Consider the following 16,269-nt stretch of genomic DNA (forward strand, 5'->3'; position numbering starts at 1 on the left):
CTTGTCGAATTGGAATCGTAGGAGTACTTCCTTTCTTTCTCGTTTTGGTTGGCTAACCTTAATTTCGAGAATGTGGGGAGGTACTCCTCTTTGGTGCGCCAAAAAAGTCAGTCGTAGCAAGGGGTTTGAATTATGAAATTGACTTTTTGTACATGTATTTTGTACCGTCTTGCGCTACTCGGTTAAATTCCTGCAAATAAAGTCAATTTCATAAACATTTTTTGCCAGAATAAATCCGAACTTTTATACAAAATAGAACCTCTGAGATTCGGAAATAAGCCCAAAACCGAACGTTATTCGTCAAGTCTTATGATTAAGTTTGTTTAAATTAGCGACTTTTTGAATTATGAAATTGACTTAATATGCAGGTAAATTCATAGCGCAAGCCGGAAATCCCGCTGATGAAGGAAAATACCTGCACTTTTGCATCAATTTTGTACAAAAGGGTCACGATTGCCGGAAAAAGATGTATATTTGCAGGCATTGCGGCTACTGCGGCTGTGCAATCCGCTGTTGCAGCGGCCAACGAAGCCGCATTCGCCGCAGCAACGGTGGAATTCTCGCTTGGAGCCACCGCTGCCAGCTGCAGCCACGCAATCCGCTGTTGCAGCGGCCAACGAAGCCGCATTCGCCGCAGCAACGGTGGAAATCTCGCTTGGAGCCACCGCTGCCAGCTGCAGCCACGCAATCCGCTGTTGCAGCGGCCAATGAAGCCGCATTCGCCGCAGCAACGGTGGAAATCTCGCTTGGAGCCACCGCCGCCAGCTGCAGCCACGCAATCCGCTGTTGCAGCGGCCAACGAAGCCGCATTCGCCGCAGCAACGGTGGAAATCTCGCTTGGAGCCACCGCTGCCAGCTGCAGCCACGCAATCCGCTGTTGCAGCGGCCAACGAAGCCGCACTTGTTACAGCATCCTGCCATCCAGCGCCACCTCAACATCCCGCCACCTCAACATCCCGCCAACCCAACATCGCTCCAACCCAACATCGCTCCAACCCAACATCCCGCCAACCCAGCATCCCGCCAACCCAGCATCGCTCCACTCAACGCCCGCCATTCCAGCATCGGGCGCCCGCCGCCAGTCATTTTTGCCGCGCAGCAAAAAGACCGCACATCGCTGTGCGGTCCTCAAGCTCATGCTTGTTGCTCGTTACGCTTGCGTTTTACAGCTTGACCCACTCGCCGCCGCGTTCTGCGGATTGCTGCTCGGCCTCGACGATCTCGAGCGTGGCGAGCGTGCTCTCCGGCGTGCAGACGGAGACGGCTTCGTCGTTCAGGATGGCGTTCGTGAAGCTGAGGAGCTCCCCGTAATAGCCGTCGTGAGCGGCCAGCTCCGGCTGGAAGCCCGCTGCGTCCTTCGGATTGACGGTTAAGCCGTCCTTGCCGAGGATGATGTTGGCGCCGTCGAAGTTGACGCGGAAGCCCATCTCGAATCCGAAGTCGCCTTCGAGCGTCCAGTCGACCTGGGCGTTGACGACTTTGCCGTCCGCGAAGCCGTAGTGCGTGGAAGCGACGTCGAAGCCGCTGCCCGGAATGACGTTGCGTCCGATCGTGGATACGCGCTCGGGCTTGCCGAACAGCCAGTTCACGATGTCCGTGTCGTGAATATGCATGTCGAGCAGCGCGCCGCCGCTGAGATCGCCGTTCAGGAACCAACCGGCCGGGGCGTGAGAGCCTCTATAGAAATAGCCGCCCTTAACGGCGCCGTAGCGGCCGTCTTCCACGCTCGCCTTCAGATACTCGTACGCCGGCCAGAAGCGGAGGCATTGTCCGATCTGCAGCTTGCGTCCGGTCCGCTCGGCCGTCTCGACCATGCGCCGCGCCTCGTCCGAACGGCGAGCCATCGGCTTTTCGCAAAATACATGGTAGCCCTTCTCGAGCAGCTCGCAAGTCAGATCCGCGTGCAGCGTGGTCGGCAGCGTGATATCGATCATGTCCAGCTCTTCGTTTGCCAGCATCTTGTCGACCGAGTCGTACAGCGCGTAGCCCGACAAGTCGTACGTCTCTTGCGCGGTCGCCATGTTGCCGCCGGCCTTGGCGTTTTTCAGCGTTTCGATCGCGACGTCGCAGATGGCGACGACTTTGACTTGCTTGCCTTCGCCGGCCAGTCGCACATAGTTGTCGAAGTGCATTCTTCCCATGAAGCCGAAGCCGATAAGTCCGATTTTAAGCATGCGTTCAGCCCTTCCTTCCCAGAATGGCGTCCATCGCGCCGGAAGTATTGTAAATGATTTGTTTGGTGTGGTGCGTGTATTGCGGGATCATCTCCGCCGTGACGTATCCGTCATAGCCGATTTCTTGCAGCGCCGCGACGACCGCAGGGTAGTCGACGTCGCCGGCGAGCAGGTCGACGAAGCCATGCAGGCCGCCGGCTTGTCTGCGATAATCCTTGAAGTGAACTTTTTTGATGCGATGGCCGAGGATGCGGATCCAGTGCTCGGGATAACCGCTGTAAACCGTATTGCCCACGTCGAAGTAGGAGCCGACATTCTTGGAGCCCGTCGCGTCGATAAACCCGCGCATTTCGAGCGGAGAGAGCAGGAACTTGTTCCAGACGTTCTCGATGCCGATGGATACGCCTGCGGCTTCGGCTTCGGGGGCAAGCTTCGTGATCGCTTCGAGCGCGCGGTCGTAAGCGACGTCATAAGGAACGACTTCGCTGCCGGGGATGAAATCCACGCCGACGGCGCCGGGGATAACCAGGATCGCATCCGCGCCAAGTTTGGCCGCGGTTTCGATCTGCTTTTTGCAGACGTCGATCGCCTTGAGGCGGTTCGCTTCGGTCTCGCTCGTCATCGCATAGGACCAGTACAAGCCGGTCGCCAGGCCGGCCAGCTCAAGTCCCGTATCGGCCAACTGGCTCTTGATGTCCGCCAGCTCGCTGTCCGTTGCTTCCAGACCGAGCTCGCCGGTCTCGTTCAGCGCCAATTCGATACCGTCGAAGCCTGCGTCCTTGGCCGTCGCGATCGCGTCTTTGATGGAGACGCCGTCGCCGAACGACCAGATATTAATGCCTTTTTTCATCGGGGAAGTCCTCCTTGGCAAGCGTTTTATTTGTCTTCATTATAAGGAAGGCGCAGCCGCGTTCATTTAGAGAAGAAAGCTAAAACTTGCACGATTCCGTTCTCACTGCACCGCTTATGTTAAAATGGGGGAACGAAGGGAGTGGCTTGGGATGGATTTTGCGCGTTTCCCGCTGCAGCGTGCGCTGCCGGCGAAGGACTGGTCGCCGACCGTCCATTATGCGCAGTATCAAAAGCTCCCGCCCGGCACGCTGCCCGAGCGGTATATTTATGATTTCGAGTTGATCTGCGTATGCAAGGGAAAGCTGGCGACCGATATGCGCGGCGCGCGCTACACGATCGGAGAAGGCGAGGCTGTCGTGCTCCCGTCCGGTGTGCCGCACCGCAATGCGATCGTTTCCGCGAACGGCGCGACGTTGCTCGGCATCCACTTCGATTTTGACGGACAGCTTCGGATATTGACGGAGAGCGACATGGTATCGTTTGACCTTGACGCGAAGCCGGATTTGGATAAATTCGCGGAGGAACCGATCGCGCCGGATCTTGACGCGCTGTCGTCGCGGGCCGTGTACGCGTGCGGGCCCGAATGCTTTCAACTCATGGATCGGCTCGTCGGCGAATTTACGATGCGGCGAACCGGCTACGAACTCGTTTGCAAGTCTCTCATGCTTGGCATTCTCGCGATGCTGCTCCGGACGGGCGACGAAGCTTCTGACGGGAGCGATTCCGTGCATCGGGAGCGTATCCGCAAAATGGTTGAAGCGATGGAGCGGGAACCGGGCGCATCGTGGAGCGCCGAGCGCGTCGCACGCGAGCTCAAGGTCAGCGAGGATTATGCGTCCAAGCTGTTCAAGCAGGTCGCCGGCATGCCTCCCGGGCGCATGATCCAGTCGATCCGTCTGCGCGAAGCCCGCAGGCTGCTCAGGGAGACGGACTGGTCGGTCGAGACCGTCGGAGCGAGGATCGGTTACCCGGACCTGCACTATTTCAGCCGCGTCTTTACAGCCGGCGAAGGCATCTCTCCGCGGGAATATCGCAAGCTCTCGAGAGTGCTGTGAGCGAGACGCCGCGCGGGACTATTTACAGGACGATTTGCGCAAGTTAATATAAACAGGTCGACTTGTCGACAGGTTCAACAGGTTCAACATGTTGGATCAGCCGTTTGGGAAGTGCTGAAGAAAGGTTGGAAGTGAAAGGAAGGTTGGATGCGATGCGACAATATCCTGCCGCTTGGCTCAAAGGACAATCTCGCGGAGAAGCGATCGCCGGCGAGCTGCGACTGCGCATCGTGGACGGCAGCTTGAAGCAGGGCGACGTTATTTCGGAAAATAAAATCGCGGCGGACTTCGGCACGAGCCGCTCGCCCGTCAGGGAAGCGCTGAAAGCGTTATCCAACGAAGGCTTGATTCGCCTTGAGCGGATGGGGGCGGTCGTTCAGGGGCTCTCCGCCCAAGATATCGCCGAGCTGTACGACGTCCGTTACCTAATTGAGAGCTTTGCGCAGCAGCGTCTCGCGACATCCTGCCCGCCCGAATTGATCGCGACGCTGCGTCACCGCATCGACAGCATGCGCATCGCCGCCAAGTATGCGGATATCGCCGAGTTTGCGTGGCTTGATTTCCAATTTCACGACGGATTGATCTCGGCTTGCGGGCACGCTCGAATCGCGCGATTGTGGGACAGCATCCGTTATGTCGTACTCGCCGTCATGCTGTTGACGACAGAAAAGGTTTTCGGAGGCGGTCCGGATCGGCTCAAACGTGTCGTGGCCAAGCACGAGGCCATTGCGGACGCCCTCGAATCCGGTGACGAGGCACGCATTGCGGACGTCGTACGATCCTATTTCTCAGACTCGCGCCAGACGCTTCGCAATACGTGGTCCTAATCATGCGAATGGCTTCAAAAGCTTACGCGCAATCGTATGACGGTCCGGGTTGTTGAAGCTTTTCTTTCGATTAAACTTGTCGACTAGTATACGTGTGTGCGGGGTATACCAATTTTAGAAAAGGATCCGCACAAACGATTAGAGTAACGGAGGTTTGGATTTTGGACCAGCTATTCGGTATGGGACATAACGCGACACTGCTCGTCTGGGCGCTGCTCGCGATCGTGTTTTTGGTCGTTATGATCGCCAAGTTCAAATGGAACCCGTTCGTCACGCTGCTGCTCTCGGCGCTGCTGCTCGGTTTTCTGGCAGGCATGGACAGCCAGGCACTGATCAAGTCGGTGACCGGCGGTCTTGGAGGCACACTAGGCACGATCGCCATCGTCATCGGGCTGGGCACGATGCTGGGCAAGATGATGGCCGAGTCGGGCGGGGCCGAACGCATCGCGACGACGATGATCGACCGGTTCGGCGAAAAGCGGGTCCACTGGGCGATGATGATCGTCGGTTTTATCGTGGGCATTCCCGTATTTTTCGAGGTCGGCGTCATTTTGCTTATTCCGATCGTGTTCATCGTCGCGCGCAAGGTCAAGATGCCGCTCCTGCAGATCGGGATTCCCGTGCTGGCCGGCTTGTCGACGGTGCACGGACTCGTGCCGCCGCATCCGGCGCCGATGATTGCGATCGACGCTTTCCAAGCGGACCTGGGCAGGACCATCCTATATTCGCTCATCATCGGGCTGCCCACGGCGATCATAGCCGGACCGCTGTTCGGAAAATGGATCGGCAAGCGAATCGTCGTCTCGCCGCCGGAAAATCTCGCCAAGCAGTTCAGCTCGCGGGAGAGGGGCGACCTGCCTGGATTCGGCATTACATTGTTTACCATTCTACTGCCTGTTATTCTAATGCTGGCGGGTTCGATCGCGAGCATCGCCGACCCGCGTGCGGTCAGCCCGGTGACGCGCTTTTGCGCGTTTATCGGCAATGAGGTCGTCGCACTGCTGATCGCGGTCGTATTTTCGCTATTCTCGCTCGGCTTTGCCAGGGGCTTTACTAAAACCGATATTTCCCGTTTTACGCATGAATGCCTGGCGCCTACGGCTTCCATCATTCTGATCATCGGCGGTGGCGGCGCCTTCAAGCAGGTGCTGATCAACAGCGGCGTAGGCGACGCGATCGCAGCCATCGCCACGCAGGCGAACGTGAACGTTCTGCTGTTCGCCTGGCTGGTCGCGGCGCTGATCCGCGTGGCGACCGGCTCGGCGACCGTCGCCATGACGACGGCTGCCGGTATCGTCGCCCCGGTGCTGGCGTTAAGCCCGGGCGCAAGCGTCGAGCTGACCGTGCTCGCTACGGGAGCGGGCTCGCTCGTGTTGTCCCACGTCAACGACGCCGGATTTTGGATGGTCAAGGAATTTTTCAACATGTCGGTCCCGCAGACGCTGAAGTCCTGGACAGTGATGGAGACGCTGCTGTCCGTCTTTGCGCTTGCGCTTATTATGGCGGTCAGCGTCTTTGTTTAGAATGACCCGCCTGATTTCATCCGCCGTATTTTATTAATGTAGGGAAAGAAGGTTGAGCCATGCATGCCTCCATGTACATGATCGGCGTCGATATCGGAACCACCAGCACGAAGTCCGTGCTGTTCGAGGAGAACGGCAGGGTCGTGACGCAGGAGACGGTGGAGTATCCGCTATATACGCCTTCGCCTGTCGTGGCCGAACAGGATCCGGACGAGATTTTCCGGGCCGTGCTTCAGACGCTCGGGAGCGTGATGGACAAGAGCGCCGTCGATCCAAAGCGCGTGCTGTTCGTGTCCTTCAGCTCGGCGATGCACAGCCTGATCGCCGTTGACGGGGAGGGCCGGCCTCTCACCCGGAGCATTACGTGGGGCGACAACCGCAGCGCCGCATGGGCGGAGCGTCTGCGTGAGGACGGAACGGGCCATGCCATTTACCTGCGGACGGGCACGCCGATTCATCCGATGTCCCCGCTCGCCAAGCTGATGTGGCTGGGCGAATCGCAGAGCGAGCTGTTCCGGACCGCGCGCCGGTTCATTTCGATCAAGGAGTACGTATTTGCCAAGCTGTTCGGCGAGTTCGTCGTCGACCATTCGATCGCGTCTGCGACCGGACTGATGAACTTGGAGCGGCTGGATTGGGACGAAGAAGCGCTTGCGACGGCGGGCGTGACCGCGGATCGGCTGTCTCGGCTCGTGCCTACGACGCATCAGCTTGCCGGCTTGAACGACGCGTACGTCCGCGAGACGCGGCTTGCGGCGGACACGCCGTTTATCGTCGGAGCCAGCGACGGCGTGCTGTCTAATCTTGGCGTCGGCGCAATCGAGCCAGGCGTCGTGGCCGCGACGATCGGCACGAGCGGCGCGATCCGGACCGTGACCGACCGTCCGGCGGTAGATCCGAAGGGACGCACGTTCTGCTATGCGCTCACCGAGCATCACTGGGTGATCGGCGGTCCGGTCAACAATGGCGGCGTCCTGCTGCGCTGGGCAAGGGAGGAGTTCGGATCTTCCGTATCCGAGACCGCCAAGCGGCTTAAGATGGATCCGAACGACCTGCTCATGGATATCGCGGCCAAGGTGCCGCCGGGCAGCGAAGGTCTCCTTTTCCATCCTTATATGACCGGAGAGCGTTCCCCGTTGTGGGATGCCAACGCGCGAGGCTCTTTTTTCGGCCTGACGCTGCATCACGGCAAGGAGCATATGCTGCGCGCCGTACTCGAAGGCGTCATTTTTAACTTATATACCGTATTGCTCGCCGTGGAAGAACGCATCGGGCGTCCCCGCCGCATCCATGCGACGGGCGGATTCGCGCGGTCGGCGCTGTGGCGCCAGATGATGGCGGACATTTTCGACCAGGAGCTGATCGTGCCGGAGAGCTTCGAGAGCTCTTGCCTGGGCGCGGCAGTACTCGGATTGTACGCGACCGGACGGATCGGCTCGCTGAACGTGGCGGCCGGCATGGTCGGCGCCACGCACCGGCATGTGCCTAATCCGGCGCATGCCGCCGTTTATCACAAGCTGCTGCCGATTTTTATCGGCGTCTCGCGTAGCCTGAAGGACGAATACCGGGCCATTGCAGCTTTCCAGCGCGAGCTCGCCGGAGATTGACAGGCCATTGCAGCTTTCCAGCGCGAGCTCGCCGGAGATTGACAGGCCGTCGCCGGCTGCGCATAATGGAAGAAAAGACGGCCGGCGGCCGCACGGGGAAGCACCTCGCCAAAGCTCAACACACGCGTGTTGCTTGGCCGAGGTGTTTTTTATTGAGCTGGAGAGAGGAGACGGTTGAGATGACGGACGAAGGCGCGAAGAAGACGCCCCTTTATGTGCGCGAGGAAAATTTCAATTACGATAAATATGCAGAACTGGCTGACGATGTTTATCGCTATGAGGTTCTTGACGGCGTGCTCGAGCTGATGTTTCCGGGGCCGAACGCTTCGCACCAGTCCGTCTCGATTGAGGCGGCTTATCTGCTGAAGCAAAGCTGCAATTCGGAATATCTGGTTCTGACTGCCCCGATCGATGTCGTCCTCAGCCCGGAGAACGTCGTCAAGCCGGATCTGGTGCTCATCCACCGCAGTCGATTGATATCGTTTCACGTCGGGGCATAGAGGGGGCTCCTGATCTTGCTGTCGAGGTGTTGTCTCCTTCCTCCAGACATCGGGACAGGGTAAAGAAGAGCAGGATTTATGCGAAGCATGGCGTTCCGGAGTATTGGGTCGTCGATATCGGCACGCGAACGCTCGAGCGATATATTTTGCGAGACGTCGGCGTTTACGAGATCGTCGATTTATTCGCGGAGGACGAGCTTGTCGTCTCGGACAGGCTGCCCTGCGTTTCGTTCAAAGCAGGCACGCTGTTCGTCGACGTTTTTGCTGACATTTAAATAGACGAAAGACGGGCTTCGTATTGACTTTACCGAGAATCCAGTGTTATAAAAAAGAAGGAAAATAGCACTCCCTGCGAGAGAGTGCTAACACTACGCGCAGGATTGAAGGAGAGAGTAGAGCGATGGAAAAGAAACCGTTCCAGGCCGAATCCAAGCGGCTGCTGGAGATGATGATCAACTCCATTTACACGCAGAAGGAGATCTTCCTGCGGGAGCTGATCTCGAACGCGAGCGACGCCATCGACAAGATCTATTACAAGGCGCTTACCGACGACAAGCTCGTGTTCAACAAAGACGACTATTATATTCAAGTCATTCCGGACAAGGCCGCGCGCACGCTGATCCTCCGCGACACGGGGATCGGCATGACCCGCGAAGAGCTGGAGACGCATCTGGGCGTCATCGCCAAGAGCGGCTCGCTTGCTTTCAAGCAGGAGAACGAGTCCAAGGAAGGCCACGACATCATCGGCCAGTTCGGCGTCGGCTTCTATTCCGCGTTTATGGTCGCGGACAATGTTACGGTCGTGAGCCGCGCGCTTGGCAGCGACACCGCTTACAAGTGGGAATCCGACGGCGCCGAAGGCTATACGATCGAGCCTGCGAGCAAGGACGAGATCGGCACCGAGATTACGCTCAAGATCAAGGACAACACCGAGGACGACAACTATGACGAGTACCTCGAGGAGTACCGCCTTCGTACCATTATCAAGAAATACTCCGACTTCATTCGTTATCCGATCAAGATGAACGCCTCCAAGAGCCGCCTCAAGGAAGGCACGGAGAACGAATACGAGTCGTATACCGAGGAAGAGCGCGTCAACAGCATGGTGCCGATCTGGCGCAAAAACAAGAGCGAGCTGAAGGACGAGGACTACGAGAATTTTTACAACGAGAAGCATTACGGCTTCGACAAGCCGCTCAAGCATATCCATATCAGCGCGGACGGCGCGATCGTGTACCAGGCGATCCTGTACATTCCCGAGAGCATGCCGTTCGATTATTATTCCAAGGAATACGAAAAGGGACTCGAGCTGTACGCGAACGGCGTCCTGATCATGAACAAGTGCGCAGACCTGCTCCCCGATTACTTCAGCTTCGTGAAGGGCATGGTTGACTCCGAGAGTCTGTCGCTCAACATTTCCCGCGAGATGCTGCAGCACGACCGCCAGCTCAAGCTGATCGCCAAGAACATCGAGAGCAAGATCAAGGGCGAGCTGACTCGCTTGCAGCGGGACGACCGGGAGAAGTACGAAAAGTTCTACCAGGCGTTCGGTCGTCAGTTGAAGTACGGCGTCTACAGCGACTACGGCATGCACAAGGATACGCTGCAGGATCTGCTGATGTTCCACTCCTCCAAGGAAAAGAAGCTGGTCAGCCTCGAAGATTACGTATCCCGGATGCCGGAAGATCAAAAGTACATCTACTATGCGACCGGCGATTCGAACGAGCGCATCGCGAAGCTGCCGCAGACCGAGCTGGTCGCGGACAAGGGCTATGAGATTCTCTATTTCACCGACGATATCGACGAGTTTGCGATCAAGATGATCTTGAAGTACAAGGACAAGGAGTTCCGCAGCGTGTCGAGCGGGGATCTCGGCATCGAGACCGAAGACGAGGCCAAGGAAGCGCAGCAGGAGCAGCAGGAGAACGAAGGGCTGTTCGGCGCGATGAAGGAGCTGCTCGGCGACAAGGTTAAGAGCGTCAAGGCATCCAAGCGTCTGCGTTCGCATCCGGTCTGTCTGTCCACCGAGGGCGAAGTGACGATCGAGATGGAAAAAGTGCTGCGCATGATGCCGAACAATCCGGACGTCAAGGCGGACAAGGTGCTCGAGATCAACACGCACCACGATGTATTCAAGTCGCTCAAGAGCGCGTTCGAATCCGACAAGGAGAAGCTCGGCCTTTATACGGCGCTGCTGTACAATCAGGCACTGCTCATCGAAGGGCTGCCGATTGAGGATCCGGTCGAGTTCACCAACGATATTTGCAAGGTCATGGTATAACGGCAACGCAACCGCATAGGGATTCGCTCCGCAAAAGCGGGACGACAGCAGATCGCTAGATCTGCCTCGTCCCGCTTTTCTTTTTGCCGCAAATAACGCGGGATATTAAGTTCAGACTCGTTTTCCTTTCAAGCATGAGGACGGAGGGCCGCTCGTTCAGCCCTTAGGCGGGTAAGGGTCGTGACCGTGACTGTCCTTGGTCTGGATACGGCCGTCCTTGCCGTGAATGACAAGCTCGGAACGCTGCGCCTGCGCCAGCCTGCGCGCCGCCTCGACCGCCTCCTGCTTCGTTTCCGTTACAACCTCCGCCCGGCTCGAGCCTTCGCCGCGCACCGCCCAGCCTTTTTCGTGAGGCACCACATGTTGATTTGGCATAGCCTTTCAACTCCTTTCCTTCTATTATTCATTAGCCAACGCCGGGTTTCTCCAAACATTGCGATTGCCGTCAACTTTTTGCGTCGCCGCATCGTCTATAAAATAGATTGCGCGTGAAAAAAGCGTCATTTCCAGTTCCTAGTAGGGTTCAGGCGATTCTGATATACTGTCTGCAAGAGAAGGAAAGCAGGGATGCCAACGTGACGTTAATTAGGGAAATGAACAGCGGAAACGAGTTCGTCGGCTTCTATCTGCTGCGCGAATTCGAAGTCAAGCAGACGAACGGAACGCCGGCCAAGGACTACTTCGATATCGTGCTTTGCGACGCTTCCGGCCAACTGCCGGCCAAGTATTGGGATGTCTCCCCCGCAGAGAAGAGCCTTTTCGCGCCGATGGGCCTGGTCAAGGTGCAGGGCGTCGTCCAGCTCTACCGGGAGAAGCTGCAGATCAAGATCAATCGGATTCGTCTGGCGGTCGAACAAGACGGCGTCGCGATCGCCGACTTCATCAAGGCCGCGCCGATCGCCGCCGTCGATCTGGTGCATACGATTGAGCGGACAGCCTCCGAGATCGCAGATGCAGAGCTGCGCGGACTCGTCGACTACTGCTTGGCGAAGGTAGGAGACAAATTATCTCATTATCCCGCGGCCAAGACCCATCATCACAACTATTATTCGGGCTTGGCCTACCATACCGTCCGTATGCTTGAGATCGGGGAGTTCATTTGCCGCCAGCGTCCGTTCCTGAACGCCGATCTGCTCCGCGCAGGCATTTTGCTGCACGATATCGCCAAGACCGAGGAGCTGACCGCAAGCCTCGGCATCGTCTCCGAATACAGCCTGCAAGGCAGACTGATCGGACATATCGCCCTCGCTTCGACCTGGGTGACCGAGGCGGCGCTCAAGCTTGGCATTCCGGCCGATTCGGCCAAGGTCGTCGCCCTGCAGCACTTAATTCTTTCGCACCATAATCTCGGCGAATGGGGCAGCCCTGTTCAACCGCAGACGGCCGAAGCGATCGCGCTGCACTTTATCGATTCGCTCGATGCCAAATTGCAAATGGCGGAGGATGCGCTGGGCGCGATTCCCGAAGGTGAGTCCTGGACGCCGATGATCAGGGGCTTGGAGAACAAGGCGCTCTACCGGACGGCTTTTTGACCGGACCTGATCTTTAAAGCGCAATATGGGGTAAAGGCCTTGAGATATACAAAAATTAACTTGAGGAGGCCGCAATTATGGCTATGACTCGCAAAGCATCCCATTCCTATATACTGCGCCGGGCAAAAATCGCCGCGCTAGCCGCAACGTTGGCGGTCGCCGGATTTTCGGGCGTTGACGGGACTGCACGGGCCGACGCTGCCGCGTCCCAGACGCAGCTTCAAGTTTCGGCCCGACCGTTCGCGATCGCCGGCAAAAAAGTATATTTGCCGGCGGCGCTCGTGAATGGAGAATCCTACATCGGTCTACGTTCGCTGAACGACCAGCTCGGCATCGCCACGTCGTGGGATCCGAAGACGAAGGTGACGACGTTGACCGGACGCGGCCGTACGATGCAACTGACGCCCGCATCGGAATATCGGCTCAACGGAGAGCGCCTGTACGCCTCTCCTGCTTATATTCAGGCGGGATCGACCTTCGTGCCGCTGCGGTTCGTTCTCGAGAGCTTCGGATACAGCATCGGCTACGACGCTTCCTCCAAGACGGTTTCCATTGCATCGATTGCAGAGAACAGCCTGACCTGGAAAACGGAGCAACTGACGCATACGGCGACCAAGCTGTCGCTGGCGGTTTCCTATCCAGTATTCTCCGGCCTGGAAAATAAGGAAGCGCAAGCAAAAATAAACGCCAAACTGAAGGCCGATGCCGAAAAATACGCGGCAACCGGCCGCCAAACGCTTGAAAAAGCGGCAAAAGACAACGCGGATGCCGAGAAGAGCTACCCGGATACGAGCATCCCGCCAGTCGAGTATGAGGGAATTTATACAATTGCTCAGAAATCAGCCGGTCTGCTTAGCTTGTACGCCGATTATTATGTTTATTTGGGCGGAGCGCACGGCGGGACGGAACGCGTGCCTTATACGTTCGATCTGAAAACGGGGAATTTGCTTACGCTTAAAGATGTCGCAGGCGGCAGCGCAGACTACGTCTCGATCATTAATCGCGCGATCCAGGCTCAGATCAAAGAACGGAAGCTGGAACTGCTGGCGCCCTTTAAAACGATTGAAGCCGACCGACCGTTCTTCATGAAAAACGGAGCCGTCGTCGTCTACTTCGAGCAATACGAATATACGCCGTACGCTGCCGGCATGCCGGAATTTGCGGTGCCGCTAAGCGCGTTCAAATAACTTCGGCACTTTTTTGTGACATGCTGCATAAGCAGGGCTCGATTGAGCGGAATGGCAGTTTTCTCACGGTATGCGCACGGGCAATGCGAGGGACATTACAAGGGCATTCGCGCTTGGACTTGTCAATCCCATTCCCGAGGAGGAACACATCTTGAAATCGACGCTTCGCAAAGCAGCAGCCTGCACGTGCTTGTCCATGATGTTGGCCGTTCCGGCCTACGCCAATTCGTATTCGACGGCAGTACCGAGCCCTTCGCCGACTCCGACGGCATACGGGATGACCGGTACGGCAGGAACCTACGGTACTACGCACGGCACGCTTGGAACCTATGGCACGCATGGCACGACCGGCATGTATGGCACGGGCGATACGGGCGTTTCGGGCATGGGCACCGGCGGTACGATGGGCGGTTACCGTTCGTATTCGACGGGGACGGTCAGTCCTTACTCCGGTACCGGCACGACTTCGAGCACGTATAACGCCCGCAGCTATACTGGCTATAATACGCCTACTACGGGCGGCACTTACCACACACGGTCGATGGACGGTACCTACAGAGCTAAGGCTACCACGGAGACGCGTCGCGGATCGAACTGGGGCTGGCTCGGCTTGCTGGGCTTGCTCGGTCTTGCAGGCATGCGTTCCCGTCACACGAGCGATGACCGACGTTAAACAACGAACCGCCGGGAGATTTTCCCGGCGGTTTTTATCATTAACGTTTTCTCAGGCTATTTTAACAATAGGCGTTAAAGCGGCTTTGCCTGCGGATTTGCTTTCTTTTTGGGAAAAAGAGGGTGATTCAGATGTGTTAAGATCAATCCCAAGCAAGAATAACTTACGATTGCACGGAGGATCTTAACCTATGAACGTTCGCAAGCTGGTCAAACCTGTCGTCGCTACCGTCCTTGCCGCCGGATTGTTTTTCGGAGGCGCGTCCGCACTGGGAACTTCCAAGGCTTCTGCAGCAACCGAAGAATCGCTCGCATTGCTCTCGTTCGGCAAGGAATACATAGGCACGCCTTATCTGTATGGTGCCGCCAGCGGCTTGACTTCCGCATTCGATTGCTCGTCGTTCGTACAATATATTTTCGGAAAAGAAGGCACGACGCTGCCCCGTACGGCTGCAGCCATGGCCTCCAAGGGCACCAAGGTAGCGAAGGCTTCGCTGAGCGTCGGCGATCTCGTCTTCTTCAGCTCCTCGAATAACTGGATCGGGCACGTCGCCATTTACGCCGGAGACGGCAAGATCCTTCATGCCAGCACAAGCCAAGGGGTCACCGTATCCAGCATGAACAGCGCCTATTGGAAGGAAAGGTACGTGACCGCCAAACGCGTTTTATTATAGTATTGCCTAACAGCCCCGCATGCCGAGCATGCGGGGCAACTTTTTATTGCGCTTAAACTTTTCATTGCGCTTCTTTGAGACGAGCATCGACGATTGTCTTGATCCGCGCCAGTCCTTCCCACATATCGCCAGGGCCATCATAGATCAATACATACGCGCCGTCGAAGCCGCTCCCGATCGCTCGATCCAGGCACAGCTCGAATTCCGGGCGATCAGGCAAGCCTTGATCGTCATATTGGGCCTTTGCATGCACGGACACGCTGTGCGGGAGGAGCATGTCTAACTCGTCGTACTTGTGCGTGCCCGAGAAATTGCCGAAGTCCGTAATCCAGCGAACATCGGGCTCGGTTAATGTCTTGAGTTCGCGGCAGCGATCGCCGGTAGCGGTCAATGCTTTAAAATTCTCGGTTACGATGGTGACGTGTTTTCCTTTTGCATAGGCAGCCAATTTACGCAAGTGGTTGGCGGACTGCGCCAATGCCGCATCGTCGGATCCGTCGGCCTCGCCGGCGACGATTCGTATTTGCCCGGCCCCACAGAGCGCCGCCGCGTCGATCCAACGTCGCATAAACGCCAAATCCTCAGAAAGCCTTTTCGAATCCTTGGACGTCAGGTCTCCATAGTCCAGCAGCAGCGTATCGAAGCGAACGCCCGCGGAGCGGAAAGCCTCCCGCAGCTCGTTCAAGTAAGCCGGATCCGTGCGCGGAAAATGAAAGTGGCAGATCTCGATAGCCGAATAGCCTCTTCTTGCGGCTTCGGCAGGCAATTGCAGCAGCGTGAGCGCTTGAGGCTGGTCTTGTTCGTTTACGATATGACGTTCCCCGACGGCATCCCAGGCTGTCCACCGGAGCGGACCGAGCAGCCGATGCAAGCTCCAGGTGCTTAACGATAGGTAGGACAAAAGCTCCTCGCCTCGCTTTCTTCATATATAAGAAGGTAGGACTGGCTATGATCTCAGCATAGCACCCAACGGAGGGAGGGCTATGGCGATATTTGCTCAATCCTTACGCGTTCATGGTCTGTTCGCCGGACGGAAAGTTTTTTTGAAAAAGGGGTTGCGTAGTGGAGCGTGGATGTGTTAAATTACTTCTTGTGCCTTTTGCAACGCCCGGTGAAAACGGTTCGGAATAATTGAATACATATTTCAAGTTTCGAATGGTTCTAAAAAAAGGTGTTGCAAGTGTTGCGAGATTATGATAAGATCTAATTCCTGCCTCGGAAACGAAGCAGACAAGCTTTAAAAGATTGCTCCTTGAAAACTGAACATCGAGCGTTAAAACAAACGGACGCTGAAGCCTTTCGAGGCGGAAGCAAAAGTTATACCAGCTTTATCATGAGCAAGTCGAACTACCCTTTATGGAGAGTTTGATCCTGGCTCAGGACGA

At 56.9% G+C, this 16,269-nt stretch carries 16 protein-coding genes; 11 read left to right on the forward strand and 5 right to left on the reverse strand.

The genetic code is table 11. The features are described 5' to 3' along the window. Positions 1 to 328: 328 nt before the first annotated feature. The 3 genes from ACFSR7_RS03260 to ACFSR7_RS03270 form a co-directional block, all read right to left on the reverse strand. Positions 329 to 901, reverse strand: coding sequence for a hypothetical protein (locus tag ACFSR7_RS03260; RefSeq protein ID WP_378159034.1), 573 nt, complete (start codon positions 899 to 901; stop codon positions 329 to 331). A 262-nt stretch (positions 902 to 1,163) separates the two neighbouring features. Then, entirely contained in the window at positions 1,164 to 2,174 is a 1,011-nt protein-coding gene (locus ACFSR7_RS03265) for a Gfo/Idh/MocA family protein (RefSeq protein ID WP_378159035.1), read from the reverse strand. Between the two features lie 4 nt (positions 2,175 to 2,178). Beyond that, entirely contained in the window at positions 2,179 to 3,024 is an 846-nt protein-coding gene (locus ACFSR7_RS03270) for a sugar phosphate isomerase/epimerase family protein (RefSeq protein ID WP_378159036.1), read from the reverse strand. Positions 3,025 to 3,175: 151 nt separating this feature from the next. Between ACFSR7_RS03270 and ACFSR7_RS03275 the strand changes: the two genes are divergently transcribed. The 7 genes from ACFSR7_RS03275 to htpG all read left to right on the forward strand — a co-directional run bounded on the left by ACFSR7_RS03275 (position 3,176) and on the right by htpG (position 10,819). Continuing rightward, entirely contained in the window at positions 3,176 to 4,081 is a 906-nt protein-coding gene (locus ACFSR7_RS03275; RefSeq protein ID WP_378159037.1) for an AraC family transcriptional regulator, read from the forward strand. A gap of 152 nt (positions 4,082 to 4,233) precedes the next feature. Next, positions 4,234 to 4,908: a GntR family transcriptional regulator gene (locus ACFSR7_RS03280; RefSeq protein ID WP_378159038.1), complete on the forward strand. Its 675-nt coding sequence runs from the start codon at positions 4,234 to 4,236 to the stop codon at positions 4,906 to 4,908. Positions 4,909 to 5,069: 161 nt separating this feature from the next. Continuing rightward, entirely contained in the window at positions 5,070 to 6,431 is a 1,362-nt protein-coding gene (locus tag ACFSR7_RS03285) for a GntT/GntP/DsdX family permease (RefSeq protein WP_378159039.1), read from the forward strand. 59 nt (positions 6,432 to 6,490) lie between these two features. Then, positions 6,491 to 8,038, forward strand: coding sequence for a gluconokinase (gene gntK, locus ACFSR7_RS03290; protein WP_378159040.1), 1,548 nt, complete (start codon positions 6,491 to 6,493; stop codon positions 8,036 to 8,038). Positions 8,039 to 8,217: 179 nt separating this feature from the next. After that, positions 8,218 to 8,538: a hypothetical protein gene (locus ACFSR7_RS03295; protein WP_378159041.1), complete on the forward strand. Its 321-nt coding sequence runs from the start codon at positions 8,218 to 8,220 to the stop codon at positions 8,536 to 8,538. A 29-nt stretch (positions 8,539 to 8,567) separates the two neighbouring features. Next, complete coding sequence (locus tag ACFSR7_RS03300) at positions 8,568 to 8,813, forward strand: Uma2 family endonuclease (RefSeq protein ID WP_378159042.1); 246 nt, start codon at positions 8,568 to 8,570, stop codon at positions 8,811 to 8,813. 125 nt (positions 8,814 to 8,938) lie between these two features. Continuing rightward, a complete protein-coding gene (gene htpG / locus ACFSR7_RS03305) occupies positions 8,939 to 10,819 on the forward strand; it encodes a molecular chaperone HtpG (RefSeq protein WP_378159043.1) in 1,881 nt (626 codons plus the stop codon). Between the two features lie 156 nt (positions 10,820 to 10,975). On the opposite strand, the gene ACFSR7_RS03310 is transcribed toward htpG, so the two are convergent. Further along, positions 10,976 to 11,194 carry a DUF2188 domain-containing protein gene (locus ACFSR7_RS03310; RefSeq protein WP_378124483.1) on the reverse strand — a complete coding sequence of 73 codons (219 nt, stop codon included), beginning with the start codon at positions 11,192 to 11,194 and terminating at the stop codon, positions 10,976 to 10,978. A 200-nt stretch (positions 11,195 to 11,394) separates the two neighbouring features. On the opposite strand from ACFSR7_RS03310, the gene ACFSR7_RS03315 reads away from it, so the two are divergent. From ACFSR7_RS03315 to ACFSR7_RS03330, 4 genes are all read left to right on the forward strand, one after another. After that, a complete protein-coding gene (locus tag ACFSR7_RS03315) occupies positions 11,395 to 12,351 on the forward strand; it encodes a 3'-5' exoribonuclease YhaM family protein (RefSeq protein ID WP_378159044.1) in 957 nt (318 codons plus the stop codon). A 77-nt stretch (positions 12,352 to 12,428) separates the two neighbouring features. Then, entirely contained in the window at positions 12,429 to 13,538 is a 1,110-nt protein-coding gene (locus tag ACFSR7_RS03320; RefSeq protein WP_378159045.1) for a stalk domain-containing protein, read from the forward strand. Between the two features lie 151 nt (positions 13,539 to 13,689). Then, positions 13,690 to 14,211, forward strand: a complete 522-nt coding sequence (locus ACFSR7_RS03325) for a WGxxGxxG family protein (RefSeq protein WP_378159071.1) — start codon at positions 13,690 to 13,692, stop codon at positions 14,209 to 14,211. 190 nt (positions 14,212 to 14,401) lie between these two features. Then, positions 14,402 to 14,884: a C40 family peptidase gene (locus ACFSR7_RS03330; RefSeq protein WP_378159046.1), complete on the forward strand. Its 483-nt coding sequence runs from the start codon at positions 14,402 to 14,404 to the stop codon at positions 14,882 to 14,884. A 61-nt stretch (positions 14,885 to 14,945) separates the two neighbouring features. Here ACFSR7_RS03330 and ACFSR7_RS03335 read toward each other — a convergent pair whose 3' ends face one another. Further along, positions 14,946 to 15,785 (reverse strand): sugar phosphate isomerase/epimerase family protein, encoded by an 840-nt coding sequence (locus tag ACFSR7_RS03335; protein ID WP_378159047.1) that lies wholly within the window; start codon positions 15,783 to 15,785, stop codon positions 14,946 to 14,948. Between the last annotated feature and the right edge of the window lie 484 nt (positions 15,786 to 16,269).

It is taken from the genome of Cohnella sp. GCM10020058 (assembly GCF_042683485.1).
Lineage (GTDB): Bacteria > Bacillota > Bacilli > Paenibacillales > Paenibacillaceae > Cohnella.